Source organism: Anabaena sp. CA = ATCC 33047 (assembly GCF_963870205.1).
Taxonomy (GTDB): domain Bacteria; phylum Cyanobacteriota; class Cyanobacteriia; order Cyanobacteriales; family Nostocaceae; genus Trichormus.
This window is the reverse complement of the sequence record NZ_CAWMSA010000017.1, coordinates 117,485-134,659: the sequence shown is the minus strand read 5'-3', so window position 1 is coordinate 134,659 and position 17,175 is coordinate 117,485. Positions and strand designations below refer to the sequence as shown.

The window sequence follows — 17,175 nt, the reverse complement described above, 5'->3', positions numbered from 1 at the left end:
CCATAGAGGCTGTCGTTGCTAGAGCCACCTATGAGTACGTCGTTACCACTACCGCCATCGAGGGTGTCCAGACCAAATCCACCATCGATAGTGTCATTCCCTTCAAAACCATATATTTCGTTATCAGAGATATTACCAGCTAGATAGTCATTTAAATTACTGCCTTTTATAAGTGTCATAGTAGAATATTTCCCTTTTGTAAATTCTCATCCGAGCTAAATTTGTAAACTCAGATTGATTAACTCTGATAAAAATTAACAAAGCTATGATGAAGTTAACATGAGTAGGATCCCTAAACCAGCAAATGTCAAGTCTTTCTGATGTCATAGAATTTACCTAACCAGTAACTAGGTTAGGGAATCAAATAACGCGGTGTGTGGTTAAGTGTTTTGATTTGAGCCGACTGACGGGACTAGGTATAGAGAGATATGAAAATCTGATTTAGTTGAATATAAAAATTTGCTGATTTGGAAAACTCCTACTCAAACTCACACTTGAAGACTCGTTATGATAGAAAAGTAGATAAAACTTCAAAAATATTCATCAAATGCTGATTGACTCCTCTGGCTTGTCCAAGGTGAAAGACTCAGTAACAGAAAAAATTTTCTTCGGCAATGAACCTACTGCCGAGTTAATTGCCATCCTGACAGTTTACTTTGTACAAGGAATTTTAGGGTTGGCGCGTTTAGCCGTCAGCTTTTTCCTGAAGGATGAATTGTTGTTGAGTCCAGTTCAGGTGTCCGCGCTATTGGGAATTGTGGCTTTACCTTGGATGATCAAGCCAGTATTTGGCTTTATCTCTGATGGTTTACCGATATTTGGCTACCGTCGTCGTCCCTACTTGATACTATCGGGGATACTAGGGGCTGTTTCTTGGGTGAGTTTAGCGACTATAGTTCATGATAAATGGGCGGCGACAATAGCGATCGCTCTCGGTTCCCTCTCCGTCGCCGTTAGTGATGTCATCGTTGACTCCCTCGTTGTCGAACGCGCCAGGGTAGAATCCCAAGCAGAAGCCGGTTCTCTACAATCATTGTGTTGGGGTGCTTCCGCATTAGGGGGATTAATCACAGCATATTTTAGCGGTCTACTCCTACAACATTTCACCACCCGCACTGTATTCTGGATTACCGCCACATTTCCTTTACTCGTCTCCTTTGTAGCTTGGTTGATTGCTGAATCTCCTGTCAGCAAAGACACTGACGAACAAACCAACAATCTCAGCATCAAGCATCAAATAGCACAACTACGTCAAGCCATTAGCCAAAAAGCCATTTGGTTACCCACAGCATTTGTCTTCATCTGGCAAGCCACCCCAACAGCCGATGCTGCCTTTTTCTTCTTCAGCACCAACGAACTCCACTTTGAACCAGAATTTTTGGGACGAGTGCGGTTAGTCACCAGTATTGCTTCCTTAATTGGAGTTTGGATTTTTCAACGCTTCCTCAAAAGTGTGCCATTCCGAGTAATTTTTGGTTGGAGTACAGTCATCTCCGCCGCTTTGGGAATGACAATGCTGCTTTTAGTCACACACACAAATCGAGCTTTAGGTATAGATGACCACTGGTTTAGTCTAGGTGATAGTCTAGTTCTCACAGTCATGGGACAAATTGCCTATATGCCCGTGTTAGTCCTAGCAGCCAGACTTTGCCCCCCAGGAATAGAAGCCAGTTTATTTGCGTTGTTAATGTCAGTTTCCAATTTAGCCGGGATGGTTTCCTACGAATTCGGCGCAATTATTATGCACTGGCTAGGAATTAGCGAAACCAATTTTAATTTACTCTGGCTGTTGGTACTAATTACAAATCTCAGTACCCTATTACCCTTACCGTTTCTCAACTGGCTACCTGGTGATGATTCACAAACCGAACCAAAATTAATCCCCAGTTTAGTGTCTGAGTTGCTGGCGAGAGAACCAGAATCAGAAGCGGTTGAGTAAAGATAGGCACAAATCCCTAATCTAGAAGTCAGAACAACTCTACTAAAAGGAGATGTTTGCTCAAAAACCAGTGTGCATAATATCAAAAGAGAACTTTCAGAACTGAGAAAAACCAGCACTTTGCAAGTCAATGAAGCATACATTTAGACAAATTTTGTGGATTGGGCATCCTGCCCACCCTGATGTAAATAAAGCTTATTGAATAGTTTTCATAATTCCTATTTTTTGCTAGGTTTTGATAATTACAAGTAAGCAGTTTACAGCAGCTTTGGGGTAAATAATGTACAAAGTTTAGGAACAAAGCCTTATGCCAAGAGACTTTCAAAACTGTTCCCTCATCCTTCCTGTTCCCTGCTGTATCATAATTTGGCTTTCTGACTCTTGATTAATAACATCCTGATAATCAAATAATATGCAGACTTTTCAAAATCCCGAAGAAGCAACCTTAAAAAAATCCTACACTCGTGAAGATTGGCAGGGAGGATATCAATCCCTTAAGCAAGAATTTGATTATTGGATTGATGATATAGAAGGACAAATCCCTCAAGAATTACAAGGCACATTATTTAGAAATGGGCCAGGATTACTTGATATCAATGGACAATCTATCCATCATCCCTTTGATGGTGACGGCATGATTAGCCGCATCACTTTTGTGAATGGTCGCGCCCATTTTCGTAATCGCTTTGTTAAAACAGAAGGCTATTTAGCCGAACAAAAAGCGGGTAAAATTCTCTATCGCGGTGTATTTGGTACTCAAAAACCAGGCGGATGGTTAGCTAATCTCTTTGACTTTAAAATCAAAAATATTGCTAACACAAATGTTATTTATTGGGGTAAAAAACTTTTAGCATTGTGGGAAGCTGCTGAACCCCATCTTCTCGAATCCAAAACTCTAGAAACTTTAGGAAAAGAATATTTTGATGGCGTTTTGTCAGAGGGTGAAGCCTTTAGCGCACATCCCCGTTTTGATCCAAGTTGTATTCAAGACGGTGGCGTACCTTGCCTAGTCAACTTTTCCATTAAACCAGGATTATCTACTGCAATTACCATCTTTGAGCTAAACCCAGATGGTAAAGTCATCAGAAAACATTCTCATAGCGTTCCGGGTTTTTGTTTTATTCACGATTTTGCTATTACTCCGCATCACTGCATCTTCTTTCAAAACCCTGTAGTTTTTAATCCCTTACCCTTTGCTTTAGGCTTACGCTCGGCTGGGGAATGTATCCAATTTCAACCCAACCAACCAACTAAAATTATCGTCATTCCTCGCTTTCCACAAGCCGACAATACAGGAGTAAAAATTCTCGAAACACAATCAGGTTTTGTCTTCCACCACGTTAACGCTTTTAGTAGCGGGGATGAAATTTTTATTGACTCTATTTGCTATGATTCCTTACCACAAGTAGAACCAGAAAGCGATTTTCGTCAAGTTAATTTTGATGCCAATTCCCCTGGACAAATCTGGCGTTTTCATGTTAATCTCAATGATGGCAAACTACAACGAAATTTAATAGAAGCTCGTTGTTGTGAATTTCCCACCATTCACCCGGCTCATGTTGGACGCACCTATAGATATATGTATATAGGCGCGACTGATGCAGAGATAGGTAATGCACCACTGCAAGCATTACTAAAAATAGACTTAGAGACGGGAGAAAGACAACTGTGGAGTGCTGCACCTCGTGGTTTTATGGGTGAGCCGATTTTTGTACCCCGTCCAAATAGTCAAACAGAAGATGATGGCTGGTTGCTGGCTTTAGTGTATGATGCTGCTCATCATCGTTCAGATGTGGTAATTTTAGATGCGCGTGACTTACGAAAAGGGGCTATTGCTCGACTACACCTAAAACATCATATCCCCTACGGTCTACACGGCAACTTTACCTCAGAAATTTTTGCGCCAAATTGATCCCTTGATGATTTTATACCACAGATTCCAGTCAACAACCATTTTTGGCTGGAATCTGTGGTTTTCTAAAAATAAAATAAAATTGTAACAAAAACTACAAAATTCCCATATTTCAGAAAAACGCAAGATAAGCTAGGCGTATATTTATCCGGTTCGTAAAGATACCGCGATGAGGAGAAAACTTTATGGTAACAACGCCTAAGTTATCTTTAGAAACTGCTAGCCCAGCGCATATTTGTCCATTTGACCAAGCTTGTAGTTACTTAGAAGCAGCAGGGAAAGAATTAAGATTAGATCAAGGTGTCTTGGAAATTCTCAGTCACCCGCGTAAGGTAGTCACAGTTTCCATTCCTGTGAAGCTAGATAATGCTGACATCCGGGTGCTAGCAGGACATCGAGTACAACATTCTGATATTTTAGGCCCCTACAAAGGCGGAATTCGATACCATCCGGCGGTGACACTGCGGGAAGTATCAGCTTTAGCCATGCTGATGACTTGGAAATGTGCGCTGTTGGGAATACCTTACGGTGGTGCGAAGGGAGGTATTGCCATTGACCCACAAAACTACAGCGTGGGAGAATTAGAGCGAATTACTCGCCGCTATACTAGCGAATTAATTAAAGATATTGGCCCCTCAGTAGACATACCCGCGCCAGATATGGGAACATCCGCCCGTGAAATGGCTTGGATGATGGATACTTATTCAGTGAATGTAGGTCATGCTGTTCCCGGAGTTGTCACAGGTAAACCGTTGTCTGTTGGTGGTTCACGGGGAAGGGAAATGGCAACCGGACGAGGTGTCATGATTATAGTCCGGGAAGCACTCGCGGATATGGGCAAATCCTTAGAAGGAATGCGAGTTGTTATCCAAGGGTTTGGTAATGTGGGCGGTGCTGCTGCGGAATTGCTTGATCAAGCGGGAGCTAAAATTATTGCTGTTTCCACAGCTACGGGTGGAGTATATTCATCTCACGGTTTAGATATTCCGGCTTTAAAAGCTTACGCTGCCGAAAACCGTCACAGTGTAGTCGGCTTTCCCAAAGCATCGGCTATTAGCAATGCAGAGTTATTAACTTTACGCTGTGATGTGTTAATTCCAGCCGCCTTAGAAAACCAAATTACCGAAGAAAATGCCCACGAAGTCAGGGCGCGAATTGTTGCAGAAGCAGCCAATGGCCCGGTAACTTTGGAAGCAAACCGAATTTTAGAAGCGCAGGGTGTGACTGTGCTACCAGACATCCTCGCGAATGCTGGCGGTGTGGTGGTGAGTTATCTGGAATGGGTGCAAGGACTGTCTTACCTATTTTGGGATGAGGTACGTGTCAACCACGAAATGGAAAACTTGATGGTGCAAGCATATCAACAGGTAATTCAACAGTCTAAGGTGCGACAAGTTCCTTTAAGGTTAGCCGCTTATACCTTGGGAGTTGGGAGAGTAGCCCAAGCATTGCGTGATAGAGGTTTATATCCTTAATATAGTTCTTGTGGTGCGGGCTTCTAGCCTGCACCGGACGAGCTAGAGAGCTTATCCCACAAGAGAGTTTTAATGTAACATTTTAGCTGTGTCAGTCCAGTCGGGTGTGTTAGGCGAAGCCGTAACGTTTGACATGGGCGGGCAAGATGCCCACCCCACAAGAGAAAAGCTGATGCACTATTTTAGCTGTGTCAGTCCAGTAGGGTGGGCAATGCTGAAAATTGACTCAAATTATATGCTGTTATGTTATTGGCTTTGCCCACCTAACGATGGTTGAGAATGGCGAAAAATATCAGTGAAGTTGTTTGTAGTGAGGACTTCAGTCCTCGAAATCAGGACTAAAGTCCTGACTACGAACTTCAAATATTATGCTAGTTGCATAATTTCTATGTATTGTTATCAGGTTGAAAGTGGATTAAATGTAAAAAAATCAAGCTACAATACTTAGAGTTTGTTTGCCAAATGTACAGACGTTTCATGAAACGTCTCTACACCTTCCCCCATTCTAGCCATGCAAATTTGGACACCCAGGCAGGAAATACAAAACGGACGCTTCATCATTCAAAAAGTCATAGGTTGCGGTGGTTTTGGGATTACTTACCGTGCAATGGAACAACGTACAGGTAAAATATTTGTTCTCAAAACCCTGAATCATCTGCAACAAATGACAGCAGATTTTCCAGAACAACAGCAAAAGTTTGTCCAGGAAGCTTTTCGGTTAGCGAAATGTCATCATCCCCATATTGTGGAAGTTCATGAAGTGTTTCAAGAAAATGAACTCTGGGTGATGGTGATGGAATACATTGATGGGCAGAATTTAGCAGACTATGTTGATGAATGGGGAAAATTGTCAGAGGATGAGGCGTTACGCTACATCGAGCAGGTGGGGAAGGCTTTAGAATATGTTCACGACAGAGGTTTTTTACATCGAGATGTGAAGCCTAATAATATTTTGCTGCGACGCACCACCAAAGAAGCGGTATTAATTGACTTTGGTTTAGCCCGTGAATTTACTGTTGGTAGAACAGGAAGCATGACTAATGCAAAGACAGAAGGTTATGCACCAATTGAACAGTATGAACGACGGGGGAATTTTGGTGCTTACACCGATGTTTATGCTTTAGCGGCGACGCTGTATAGTTTGTTAACTGGTGAAGTTCCTTTTCCGGCTAATTTTCGTAAGTCTGGGATACCTTTACCACCACCAAAGCAATTTAATTCTCAGATTAGTGATAGGGTGAATGATGCGATTATTAAGGGGATGGCTTTAGAACCGGACAAGCGCACTCAGACAGTGTTGCAGTTTCGCAAAGATTTAGGTTTGGTTAGTAGTGGCAACCAGGGAGAGGTACAATTAAAGTCAGCTGTGGGGATGGACTACAGCAAACTGCGTGACTTACTCGCTGCTGGGAAGTGGAAAGCAGCAGATGACGAAACAGCACGGGTAATGTTAGCGGTGGCGAAACGGGAAAAAGAACGGTGGTTACGTAAAGAAGACATTGATAATTTTCTCTGTGAAGACATCCGCACCATTGACCAGTTGTGGGTAAAATACAGCAATGGGCGGTTTGGGTTTTCTGTTCAAAAGCGCATTTATCAGAGTTTGGGGGGAACGAGAGACTACGACAGGGAAATATGGGAAGCCTTTGGGGACAAGGTAGGATGGAGTCAAGGAGGAAGTTGGTTGTACTACACAGATATTACTTTTGATATAACAGCACCAGAAGCGCACCTCCCATTATGCCCTTGTTACAATTGGGTTAGGGAAGAGGGGTATGTGGCGTTGTGTGATTTCTCTTCTCTCGCGTCGAGACTTGTAGACTGTAATCTATAAAGCTTACAGAAAATTATTAACTTTTATGTACAGGTATTTTCTCACGAAGCCTTGCGGGTTCTGGGTTGACCATACCTATCACGCTGAATAAGTCAAAATTGCTTGTAGGGTGTGTCAAGGCTTTAGCCTGACGCACCCTAGATTATCGAGGTGCGTTAGGCGCAAATATCTTGTTTTTAATGACAAATCATATCGAAAATGTGCGCCTAACACACCCTACAAAAATTTTATTTTTAATTTATTATCATTTACTATTAATTCATGACTAATGTTTATGAACGTGCTGATTTTGACAGTCCGTGGAAAGAAATTCTCGAAGCATATTTTCCGCAAGCTATGCAATTCTTTTTCCCGGAAACTGCTGCATTAATTGACTGGGAACGTCCTTATGAATTTCTCAATACAGAATTTCAACAAATCGCCCGTGAAGCTGAACAAGGTAAGCGATATGCTGATCAATTGGTAAAAGTTTGGCAAATCCAAGGGGAAGAACTTTGGTTATTAATCCATGTAGAAATTCAAGCCCAAAAAGAAGATACTTTTAGTAAGCGGATGTTCACCTACAACTTCCGCATATTTGACCGTTTTGATAAACCAGCCACTAGCTTGGCGATTTTGTGCGATACTAACCGCGAATGGCGACCAAGTAATTACAGTTATAATTATCCCCATACTCGCTTAAATTTTGAGTTTGGCATCGTTAAACTTTTAGATTATGAAAATCGCTTGCAGGAGTTAGAAAATAATAATAATCCCTTTGCGACGGTAGTGATGGCGCATTTGAAAACCCAACAGACGCGCTCATCACCTGAAGAACGCAAAATCTGGAAGTTCAGCTTAATTCGTAGGTTGTACGATTTAGGCTTTCAAGAGCAAGATATTCGTAACCTATACCGATTTATCGATTGGGTTATGATATTACCAAAAGTGTTAGAAAATCAATTGTGGGAAGAGGTTAAACAATTTGAGCAGGAGCGTACTATGAGATACGTAACTACAGGTGAGCGCATTGGGTATGAGCGTGGAATACAAGAAGGCGAACAGGCGATTATTTTAAAACTTCTAAAAAGACGAGTAGGTGAATTATCTCCAGAATTACAAGCACGTATTGAATCTCTTTCTGTAAATCAATTAGAAGCTCTTGGTGAAGCTTTGTTAGATTTTACTCATGAGGCAGATTTAGTTAACTGGTTGGAAACAAATTAATTAGAGGATGTTTGAAACCTAACCCCCCTAACCCCCCTTCCCTGCGAGGGAAGGGGGGAATTATTTATTCTTAATATTCAATATTTTTGTAAAAGGTCTAATACCAATTCTCTATAAAGTTGCACCAGATAAATATTGTAGAAATGTAGAGACTAAGCATGGCTAGTCTCTACAGTACAGAATAAAGTGCATCTATGGCTACGCCACGCAAGCTACATCAAGCAACGGTATAGTGATTAATTACTTGAAAATTTACCTATTATTTAGCTATGTTCGATTAACATGATATTTCTGTGAATACATAAATTCTATTTTGTTTTGTGTGTATCTCCCTTTTGATAAGTCATCGGACAGAATTTTGTGTTAGCACTCATACAATCCATGTGTGGGGTTTTAGCACATACTATGAGTAAAGTACCTAAGATTAATAACAAACCGCAAATTGCTGCTGTCTGTATCCATGATAGTTCTAAAATTCCATGAACTACTACTTCTCTGAGGACGGAAACAATGGCTACTTCTACGGCTACACCGACAGCAATACTATGCTCTTTGAGGTAGACTATTAATAGCCGAAATAGTTCGACTAAAATTAATACGAAGAGGATTTTGGCGGTTACTTGTTTATAGCTTAGGGGTTGGGTAATTGCAATAAATATTCCCCACAATTCTATTACCATGAAGGTAAATAAGGCGAAACACAAGACTATTACCAGTAAGTCTTGGAATGCTTCCATGTTACTAACGATCGCATGACGATCTAACCAGCGATCGCCAAATAAAAATCGACTCTTAGCGTGCTTTTTCATGTACCTTTCCGTTTTAAATGGTCGCTTCAGACCACTACCGCCAATTACGAAGCAGAAATTGACATTTAATAGTTATTATTGATTAGCTGAAATTTTTAAACTTTATTATTGAATACAAATCATACTATCTAATTAATATCTGTTTACTGTTCACTATTTACTCTTAATATTTTGTACTTTTTGCAACAGTGTCTCAGCATTTTTCGCCCACTGCATATTACCTTGAGCATTATATAAATTTTTCGCATGGGTAAATACTTTCGCTGCTTCCCCATACTGTTTTAACTGCATAAACACTAACCCCGCACCATAATAAGCGTTAGGATAATTAGAATTAGCTTCTGCTGATTTTCTAAATGAGCCTAAAGCTTCTTGCAGTTTACCTTGATTAAATGAGATGACACCTAAATTGTAGTGAGCATCTGAATATCGCGGATTAATTTTTATTGCTTGCTCAAAGGCTGATTTTGCTTGATTAATTTTACCTTGTTGCAGGTAACATAAACCTAAATGATAATGAGGTTCTGGGGCATTTTTACTGTATGTGATGGCTTTTTGAAATGATGCGATCGCACCAGCCCAATTTTGTTGCAGTTCCCTAACTAATCCTAAGTTATAATGAGCAAAACCTAACTTGGGGTCAATTTCTAAAGCCCGTTGTAAATATTCACTCGCCTGTTGTAAATTATTACCTTCTAACAACGCTCCCCCTAAATTAGCAAAAGCGAGGGAGAAATTAGGATCAGCTTGGGTAGCACGATAAAAAGCATTAGCTGCTGGTTGTAATTGTCCAGTTTGTCGCAGTGCTAAACCTAAATTGTAATGGGCGGCGGCTAAATTCGGATCTAACTGAGTGGCGCGTTCAAATGCTGCGATCGCATCTTGCAATCTCCCCGCTTGAATCGCTTGCAACCCTTGATTTAACAAGCTTGTAGCTGTTGGTACTGTATACTGTGCTAGTTGAATTGGTGATAAAGGTGTGTAGGGGTTTAGCATTGCTAAACCCCTACGAGGTTTAAACCTCAAGAAATTTTCGTGTGTTGGTTGTGGGATAAACTCGTGGGAATCTAGCTTAAAAGTTTGGGAAATAGGATATTTCGCTAATACTGGCGCAATACTGCCCCATACTAATGTTAAAGTCAGGATTCCGACAAGAGGATAGTTACAGATATATAATCTCATTGTTGTATTCACTCCCACACATTGCTGTGACTGTTATTCATAAAAACTTTTGTAAATAATTATTTTTTAACAAAAATTTTGTAATTAATAATAAAGTTTGTGTTACTTAACAGTTCTTAAGGTAAATCTTACGAGACGCTACAATTTTTTTAGCCTTGAATTAAACGGAGGATAATTACAAATTAAAGGGGTGATAATACTTCAGCAACAGAACAATTATTCAACCCCTGCAAAAAAACAGGGCTATGCGGTAAGAGAGACTTACTGCAAGGGAGGTTTTATGAGCGAAAAAGTCATATCAAGTTCGCGGAATGTTGCCATTGTCGGCCCTTATTTAAGTGGAAAAACAACATTATTAGAAAGTTTGTTATCTGTTACGGGAGCGATTTCTCGCAAAGGCAGCGTTAAGGATGGTAACACAATCGGTGATAGTGCAGCAGAAGCACGCGATCGCCGCATGAGTGTAGAAGTGGGTACAGCTTGCACAGAGTATGAGGGTACACGCTTTACTTTTCTTGACTGTCCCGGCAGTGTAGAATTCACTCAAGAAACATATAACGCTTTAATAGGGGTGGATGCAGCAATTGTAGTCTGCGAACCAATTCGCGATCGCGTCCTCACACTTGCGCCTTTATTTAAATTCCTAGACGACTGGGAAATTCCCCATCTTGTCTTTGTGAATAAAATGGATCGTGCCAATATCCATGTCCTAGAAACATTACACGCCCTCAAAGCTGTTTCTAGTCGTCCATTGGTAGCCCACCAATACCCCATCATGCAAGGGGAACAATTGACAGGCTTTATTGACATGGTGAGCGAACAAGCCTATCAATATCATCCCGGCGCACCAGCAGATCCGATTCCTTTCCCCGAAGATTTAAAAGCAGAAGAACATACAGCTAGAGCCGAAATGCTCGAAGCTTTAGCAGATTTTGATGATCATTTACTCGAAGAACTTTTAGAAGACATTGAACCACCCCAAGAAGAAATTCTCACAGATTTAAAAATGGAATTAGGGGCTGATTTAGTAGTCCCCGTCTTCTTTGGTGTCGCCGAACAAGATTATGGTGTCAGACCGCTATTAGATGCGCTGCTACGGGAAGCACCAGAACCAGAAGCCACCGCCCAACGTCGCCTCAAAGGTAAACCCAGCAATACACCCATAGCCCAAGTTTTAAAAACCTATTACACTCCCCAAGGTGGTAAACTCTCCCTCGTGCGGGTTTGGCAAGGCAAATTAACCGATGGTATAGTCCTCAACGGTGTACGGACTGGTGGAATTTATCGCTTGATGGGACAACAGCAACAGTCAGTCAATGAAGTTGCTGCTGGTGAAATTGTCGCATTGAGTCGATTAGAAGGAATTAAAACTGGGGATATCATCTCTACAGAACGTCCGCCGGAATTACCGAAAGCGGAACAGTTAGAGCCAGTGTATGCCCTGGCCATTACTCCAGAAAAGCGCAACGATGAAGTAAAATTGAGTGCCGCCATTACTAAGTTATTAGAAGAAGACCCCTCCTTAGTTTGGGAACAACACGGCGACACCCACGAAGTGATTCTTTGGGGACAAGGTGAGATTCATTTGCAAGTCGCTTTAGACAGACTGCGCCGCAAATATAACTTACCCATGTCTACCCACCTGCCACAAGTACCTTATAAAGAAACCATTCGCAAACCTGTAAACTCAGTGCATGGACGCTATAAGCATCAAAGCGGCGGTCATGGTCAATTTGGGGATGTGTATCTAGACATTCAACCCCTACCACGAGGTGAAGGCTTTAACTTTAAGGAAACTATAGTTGGTGGTGTAGTTCCTAGACAATATATTCCCGGCGTAGAAATGGGAGTGCGGGAGTTTTTGACACACGGGCCTTTAGGCTTCCCAATGGTTGATGTGGCGGTGACACTGACTAATGGTTCATATCACACCGTTGATAGTTCCGAACAAGCCTTTAAGCAAGCTGCGCGTTTAGCGATGCAAACAGGTATACCCCAGGCGCAACCCACCCTCCTAGAGCCAATTTTGCGGGTAGAAGTGACCACACCCAGCGAGTTTACCTCTAAAGTGTTGCAACTGTTGAGTGGTAAACGGGGTCAGATTTTAGGCTATGAAGGCAGACATGATTGGCAAGGGTGGGATAATGTTTCTGCTTACTTGCCACAAGCCGAGATGCACGACTTTATTGTAGAGTTGCGATCGCTCACTCTCGGCGTTGGTTCTTTCCACTGGGAATATGACCACCTGCAAGAAGTCCCAGACAAGCTAGCTGAACGTGTGCTTGCTAGTAACGGTAATGCTAGTAACGGTAACAGCAAATAGTCTTGAGTGCCAAAATATTTCCTCTATTCCGAACCTGGGAGTGGCAGTTATTGTCACTCCTATTTCTTGATTGGGGCAATAAACTAGATTATGTACACAATATTTGGGGACTTCCAGATAAAAAAATATCCAAAATGCAGGGTGCGTCAGTACGGGAAACCCCAGTAGGGGCGGGTTTATAAATATCTTAGATTGCTCAACTAGGGTATTTGTGAACCCGCCCCTACTATACCAAGAAAATATTCATACTGACGCACCCTACTAACAGTCGATTGGGATAATTTATTTTTTGGTGTTCCCTTGTTAAAGTGCGATCGCTCACCCACAAATAATAGTTTTACCACCATTTTAATAAGCTGCAATACCCGGCTACATAACTGTAATCTGGTGTTCAAATTTTAGTTTTTGTCACTGATTCTTTTTATATACAAAATCATGCAAAAATGATTGGTAAAGAGCGCATTGACTTAAGAGTTGACCCCCCACCCGACTTAGTAATTGAAGTTGATGTCACCTCTAAAACTCAACTAGAAGCCTACGAAGCATTAGGAGTACCGGAACTGTGGCGATATGAAAAAGACAAACTCCAAATCAACATTCTTCGGGATGGCAAATACATCGAGTCAGAAATCAGCCCAACATTTCCCAACTTGCCAATTGTAGAAGCAATTTCTCAGTTTTATGAACAGAGTAAAACAGTAGGTAGAAGCCCAACACTCAGGTCATTTAGGAAGTGGGTAAGAACGCAAATCTAGCCCACTGAATTTTGCGTTCTTCTTTGCGCCTACTCTGCGAGAACGCCTTGCGGCGAATGCGCCTTCCCTGCGGGACGCTCCGCGAATGCGCGAACTCCTAAATAATACTACTTAACCACACGAAAGTATTTAACCTCAAAACCTAACCCGGAAGTTGCTTCTTCAAAGCCGCCAAACCAGCCCAACGACTATCAACAGGCGTTTCTGCACTCTCCTCATTCACACTGCTGAGAATACCAGGACAATTTAAATCACATAACTGACGCTGAGGCAATTCCAAACACATCTGCTCATATAACCATTCACTCGGATAAAAATACCCATTGGGAGATAAAGTTTCCACCAAATCTTCCATAGCCACTTCCCTTTCTAAAGGCAAATCTTGCTCTTCATTTGCCGCCTCATCTAACCAGATAACTTCCTGAGCATTCACCAGCAACCGGTGATTGTAATTGTTTAAGCAGCGATTACAAGTACAAGTAATAATAGCTTCTGCCTGAGCCGACACATCCAGATAATTACCATGATGCTGGACGCGGACGCGACCGCGAACTGGTGTTAATGTTTCTAGCCCAGGCAGAAATTCTTTAACTTGAATTTCCTCGGTACGCTCCGGGGCTTTAGTTAGCTGCGGAATAAAAATTGCGTCCATAGGATTTGTGAAATATCATCACGAAAACTTATCACAATTATCAGCTATCCTGCTGACAATCCATCTATAGTTTAGCTCTTAGACAGAACAAATATTCTATCTTGAGTGAGCTATTCATGACCATCAACCACAACCGGACGCACCACCAAATGACGATGGGGTTCTTTCCCACGGCTAAAGGTTTCTAAATCGCTCATTTCTTGGAAGTAGCTATGCACTAACCGCCGTTCAGCAGAACTTAAGGATTTAATTTCCACCTCTTGACCAGTTAAACGCACTTCTTCGGCAGCTGCTTCTGCTATGGCTTGAATTTCGGCTTGTCTTTTAACGCGATAACCATTTAACTCTACAGTGTAGGAACCTTGCGTTTCCTGGGGTTGGTTGATATTCAGCGTCGAATTAGCCAAATACTGAATTGCATCTAACACAGACCCATCAGCACCAATCAAAGTGTGAATTTGTTCTGGAGTCAAGTTAGCTTCGTCAATGATTAACCAGTAACTATCTACTTCTGGGGAATCTTCTTCTGAAGAATCGGTAGTTTCTACACTACCACGAATCTCAGCTGATATCCCAGTGAGTTCCAGCAGTGATTTTAGCCACTGCTGACCTCGTTGCATGGGAATATTGCTCATCTATTAACCTGCGGTCTTTTTCTTGGAACTTTTTGGCTCAAAAGGTAATGTCTTTTGTTCTGCCACGGTTTGTTTTTCCTGAGAGGCTACAATTTTTTGTAGTTCCTCTGGTAAGGGTTCACGAGAGAGGATGTAAGTTTGTAGGGTTTGGAAAATATTTCCAATCACCATATACATCAAAACCCCGGCTGGCAAGGGGAAGAACAAGAACATCCCAGAAAAGATTACAGGGGTGATTTTGTTGACAGTATCTTGTTGTGGGTTGCCGCCACTGGAGTTCTGCCCGGAAAGAATTTGGCTAACGTAAAGGCTGATGCCAAAAAAGACAATCATGGCGACAATATCCCAATGGACTGTGCCATCTGGGTCGATCGCTCCGACTCTGCCCAAGGCATCAATAAACAGGAATCCTTTATCTGCTGCCAAACCAGGAATTGTACCCTGAATTGTGACATCTCCAGGCTGTAAGGCTTCTATATTGCCTTCAGCATCGATTTTGACCCTATCTTCGCCTTTGGTAACTTTCCAATCAGGGACTAACTGAGTTTCTGGGTGTTCTGCTAGTAGAGCCTGGAAAGGTTTACCTTCGAGGGTTTGGTATTGAATCTTAGTGTTTTCACCAACGCTTAATTTGTTACCACTAGGTAGAATAGCGGTGACTTTTACGTGTTCCCCGTCAGCGACATAAATGTTCTGAGGAGGAGTAGCGAAGGCTTGGGGTTGAATTCGTTCGATTTGTTCGGCGGGTAAAATTTGCAGGTTAACAGAATAGTTAACGCCAGCAAACGGCGAACCCCGCAAGGTGGCAAACAGTGCCAACAGGACTGGCATTTGCAACAGGAGAGGCAAACATCCCGCTAAGGGGTTGCCGAATTCCTTCTGCACGTTCATCATTTCTTCCTGCTGCTTTTGCGGGTCGTCCTTATAACGTTCTTTAACTTCTGCCATCCGCTTTTGCATCAGAGGTTGAACAATTCGCATCCGCCGCATATTGCGAATTGAGCCAGCACTCAGGGGGTAGAGCGCAAAGCGGATGATCAATGTCAAGGCAACGATCGCCAATCCATAGCTAGGCACTATACCATAGAACAAGTCTATGATTGGCAGCATTACGTTGTTCGAGAGAAACCCGATACCAAAATCCATTATTCTGAATTCAACCTGAGTTACTGTAAATTGATCTGAGTCTAATCTATCTAAAAAAGGGGGATTGGGGACTGGGGACAAATCAATTCAAAATTCAAAATTCAAAATTCAAGAATTCTGGGGAAAAATCTCCCCTGCTCACGGCAGTCCGCTCAAGTCGGGAAACCCGCCCACACGGCTGCCTCCCTCTTCTCCCCTATTCCCTATTCCCTACTGCGCCGTAAATTGGGGATTTTTCGCAGTCACTTTTTCATTGATATAGTCATAAACTTCGCGGAATTTGGGAACTGCCCGCATTTCCAGGCGGCTACCGTTTCTTAAAGTAACTACCATATCGCCCCAAATACCTACACCACGGGGAACTTTGACAATTTTGACAATTTCTGTGTAAATGATGTCAGTGCGATCGCGTCCCATCCATCCACCCGTCACAGATATTCTGCGATTAGTGATGCGATAACGCAACCACAAGGCTCTCACAATTGCCCCTACTGTCAATGGTATCCCGACAACGGTGAAGCCAATTAGTATATTCAAAATCAGATCCCCAATATGGGGGCCGCCTTCATAATAAATTTCTTCACGAATGCCCATTTAATACCTCAGTTTGTGCCAACAACTGCTCTAATTCTTGCAGAAATTGTTGGCTTACGCACTTAGATTCTGCGGCTGTTGGTTTGACAATTACCACTAATTTCCAGCCAGGAGCTATTTTTGGCAATAATTGATGCAACGCTGCCGCAATTTGCCGTTTAATGCGATTACGCACCACTGCCTTCTTGCTGACTTTGGTGCTGATGGAAATTCCCATTTTGGTGCAAGGTAGGATTTTGGTGGCAGTATCCTCAGAAGATGCTGTGGAAGGTGACGGTTTTAAAGCTCTCAATGTGAAATGAAAGCTATAACGCCGAATTCCTTCCCGGAAAACTGCCTGAAAATCTTGGCGGGACTTTAATCGATGTGCTTTGGGCAAGGCCACAGATGTTCTTTTCGCCTAAAATTCCCTATACGCTCAAACGATGCCGTCCTTTCTTGCGTCTAGCTCTAATGACGTTTCTGCCGTCTGGTGTCCGCATTCTGGCACGGAAACCAGAAGTTCTTTTTCTCTTGCGATTAGTTCCACCCAGGGTTCTCTGCATACTGTTCTCCTGTTAGGTTGTTTTAATAAAAAGTCACAATCTAAAACTATATCACTGTTGATGTTTAATAGTCCAGAGTCATGAGTCACAAATCGACCCAAGAGATGAGGGAGCAGGGGAAGAGGAGAAGCGGAGGAGAGAAACTAATGACTAATGACTAATAACTAA

General features: G+C 42.2%; 15 protein-coding genes and 2 pseudogenes. 7 read left to right on the top strand and 10 right to left on the bottom strand.

The features are described from left to right. Positions 1 to 179 (bottom strand): calcium-binding protein (locus AACS98_RS23580; RefSeq protein ID WP_369815938.1); only part of this gene is annotated, 179 nt, incomplete at its 3' end. 368 nt (positions 180 to 547) lie between these two features. Between AACS98_RS23580 and AACS98_RS04880 the strand changes: the two genes are divergently transcribed. The 5 genes from AACS98_RS04880 (at position 548) to AACS98_RS04860 (ending at position 8,366) form a co-directional block, all read left to right on the top strand. Next, positions 548 to 1,939 (top strand): folate/biopterin family MFS transporter, encoded by a 1,392-nt coding sequence (locus AACS98_RS04880; protein ID WP_066376908.1) that lies wholly within the window; start codon positions 548 to 550, stop codon positions 1,937 to 1,939. Positions 1,940 to 2,351: 412 nt separating this feature from the next. Beyond that, on the top strand, positions 2,352 to 3,851 hold the full coding sequence (locus tag AACS98_RS04875) for a carotenoid oxygenase family protein (RefSeq protein ID WP_066376906.1): 1,500 nt from the start codon (positions 2,352 to 2,354) through the stop codon (positions 3,849 to 3,851). Between the two features lie 185 nt (positions 3,852 to 4,036). Beyond that, a complete protein-coding gene (locus AACS98_RS04870) occupies positions 4,037 to 5,326 on the top strand; it encodes a Glu/Leu/Phe/Val family dehydrogenase (protein WP_066376904.1) in 1,290 nt (429 codons plus the stop codon). A gap of 511 nt (positions 5,327 to 5,837) precedes the next feature. Next, positions 5,838 to 7,160: a serine/threonine-protein kinase gene (locus AACS98_RS04865; RefSeq protein ID WP_084386873.1), complete on the top strand. Its 1,323-nt coding sequence runs from the start codon at positions 5,838 to 5,840 to the stop codon at positions 7,158 to 7,160. Positions 7,161 to 7,421: 261 nt separating this feature from the next. Further along, positions 7,422 to 8,366: a DUF4351 domain-containing protein gene (locus tag AACS98_RS04860; protein WP_066376902.1), complete on the top strand. Its 945-nt coding sequence runs from the start codon at positions 7,422 to 7,424 to the stop codon at positions 8,364 to 8,366. Between the two features lie 267 nt (positions 8,367 to 8,633). Here AACS98_RS04860 and AACS98_RS04855 read toward each other — a convergent pair. Both AACS98_RS04855 and AACS98_RS04850 read right to left on the bottom strand, forming a co-directional pair. Beyond that, a pseudogene (locus AACS98_RS04855) lies at positions 8,634 to 9,175 on the bottom strand (phosphate-starvation-inducible PsiE family protein). Positions 9,176 to 9,328: 153 nt separating this feature from the next. Then, positions 9,329 to 10,357 carry a tetratricopeptide repeat protein gene (locus AACS98_RS04850; protein ID WP_232317108.1) on the bottom strand — a complete coding sequence of 343 codons (1,029 nt, stop codon included), beginning with the start codon at positions 10,355 to 10,357 and terminating at the stop codon, positions 9,329 to 9,331. A gap of 280 nt (positions 10,358 to 10,637) precedes the next feature. Between AACS98_RS04850 and AACS98_RS04845 the strand changes: the two genes are divergently transcribed. Then, positions 10,638 to 12,680, top strand: a complete 2,043-nt coding sequence (locus AACS98_RS04845; protein ID WP_066376899.1) for an elongation factor G — start codon at positions 10,638 to 10,640, stop codon at positions 12,678 to 12,680. Positions 12,681 to 12,880: 200 nt separating this feature from the next. Here the strand turns inward: AACS98_RS04845 and AACS98_RS04840 are convergent, their stop codons facing one another. Further along, positions 12,881 to 13,027, bottom strand: coding sequence for a hypothetical protein (locus tag AACS98_RS04840; protein ID WP_157087490.1), 147 nt, complete (start codon positions 13,025 to 13,027; stop codon positions 12,881 to 12,883). Between the two features lie 66 nt (positions 13,028 to 13,093). On the opposite strand from AACS98_RS04840, the pseudogene AACS98_RS04835 reads away from it, so the two are divergent. Beyond that, positions 13,094 to 13,435, top strand: a pseudogene (locus tag AACS98_RS04835) (Uma2 family endonuclease); the annotation flags it as partial. A gap of 142 nt (positions 13,436 to 13,577) precedes the next feature. Here the strand turns inward: AACS98_RS04835 and AACS98_RS04830 are convergent. The 6 genes from AACS98_RS04830 to rpmH form a co-directional block, all read right to left on the bottom strand. Next, positions 13,578 to 14,087 carry a YceD family protein gene (locus AACS98_RS04830; protein ID WP_066376895.1) on the bottom strand — a complete coding sequence of 170 codons (510 nt, stop codon included), beginning with the start codon at positions 14,085 to 14,087 and terminating at the stop codon, positions 13,578 to 13,580. A gap of 110 nt (positions 14,088 to 14,197) precedes the next feature. Beyond that, positions 14,198 to 14,722, bottom strand: coding sequence for a Jag family protein (locus tag AACS98_RS04825; RefSeq protein WP_066376893.1), 525 nt, complete (start codon positions 14,720 to 14,722; stop codon positions 14,198 to 14,200). Between the two features lie 3 nt (positions 14,723 to 14,725). Continuing rightward, positions 14,726 to 15,868, bottom strand: a complete 1,143-nt coding sequence (yidC, locus tag AACS98_RS04820; protein ID WP_066376922.1) for a membrane protein insertase YidC — start codon at positions 15,866 to 15,868, stop codon at positions 14,726 to 14,728. Positions 15,869 to 16,078: 210 nt separating this feature from the next. Then, the gene (locus AACS98_RS04815; protein ID WP_066376891.1) at positions 16,079 to 16,462 is read right to left on the bottom strand and encodes a PH domain-containing protein; all 384 of its coding nucleotides are present in this window, start codon (positions 16,460 to 16,462) and stop codon (positions 16,079 to 16,081) included. Then, a complete protein-coding gene (rnpA, locus tag AACS98_RS04810; protein WP_066376890.1) occupies positions 16,449 to 16,847 on the bottom strand; it encodes a ribonuclease P protein component in 399 nt (132 codons plus the stop codon). Before rnpA ends, AACS98_RS04815 begins: the two co-directional genes overlap by 14 nt. A 25-nt stretch (positions 16,848 to 16,872) precedes the next feature. Further along, complete coding sequence (gene rpmH / locus AACS98_RS04805; RefSeq protein WP_015139827.1) at positions 16,873 to 17,007, bottom strand: 50S ribosomal protein L34; 135 nt, start codon at positions 17,005 to 17,007, stop codon at positions 16,873 to 16,875. Between the last annotated feature and the right edge of the window lie 168 nt (positions 17,008 to 17,175).

Bases quoted from the DNA above. Each gene is read 5' to 3' on its own strand.
- AACS98_RS04845 (WP_066376899.1), top strand. From the start codon at position 10,638: ATGAGCGAAAAAGTCATATCAAGTTCGCGGAATGTTGCCATTGTCGGC.
- AACS98_RS04850 (WP_232317108.1), bottom strand. From the start codon at position 10,357: ATGAGATTATATATCTGTAACTATCCTCTTGTCGGAATCCTGACTTTA.
- AACS98_RS04875 (WP_066376906.1), top strand. From the start codon at position 2,352: ATGCAGACTTTTCAAAATCCCGAAGAAGCAACCTTAAAAAAATCCTAC.
- AACS98_RS04840 (WP_157087490.1), bottom strand. From the start codon at position 13,027: ATGGTGGTAAAACTATTATTTGTGGGTGAGCGATCGCACTTTAACAAG.
- AACS98_RS04815 (WP_066376891.1), bottom strand. From the start codon at position 16,462: ATGGGCATTCGTGAAGAAATTTATTATGAAGGCGGCCCCCATATTGGG.
- rpmH (WP_015139827.1), bottom strand. From the start codon at position 17,007: ATGCAGAGAACCCTGGGTGGAACTAATCGCAAGAGAAAAAGAACTTCT.
- AACS98_RS04830 (WP_066376895.1), bottom strand. From the start codon at position 14,087: ATGGACGCAATTTTTATTCCGCAGCTAACTAAAGCCCCGGAGCGTACC.
- AACS98_RS04870 (WP_066376904.1), top strand. From the start codon at position 4,037: ATGGTAACAACGCCTAAGTTATCTTTAGAAACTGCTAGCCCAGCGCAT.
- AACS98_RS04880 (WP_066376908.1), top strand. From the start codon at position 548: ATGCTGATTGACTCCTCTGGCTTGTCCAAGGTGAAAGACTCAGTAACA.
- yidC (WP_066376922.1), bottom strand. From the start codon at position 15,868: ATGGATTTTGGTATCGGGTTTCTCTCGAACAACGTAATGCTGCCAATC.
- AACS98_RS04825 (WP_066376893.1), bottom strand. From the start codon at position 14,722: ATGAGCAATATTCCCATGCAACGAGGTCAGCAGTGGCTAAAATCACTG.
- AACS98_RS04860 (WP_066376902.1), top strand. From the start codon at position 7,422: ATGACTAATGTTTATGAACGTGCTGATTTTGACAGTCCGTGGAAAGAA.
- AACS98_RS04865 (WP_084386873.1), top strand. From the start codon at position 5,838: ATGCAAATTTGGACACCCAGGCAGGAAATACAAAACGGACGCTTCATC.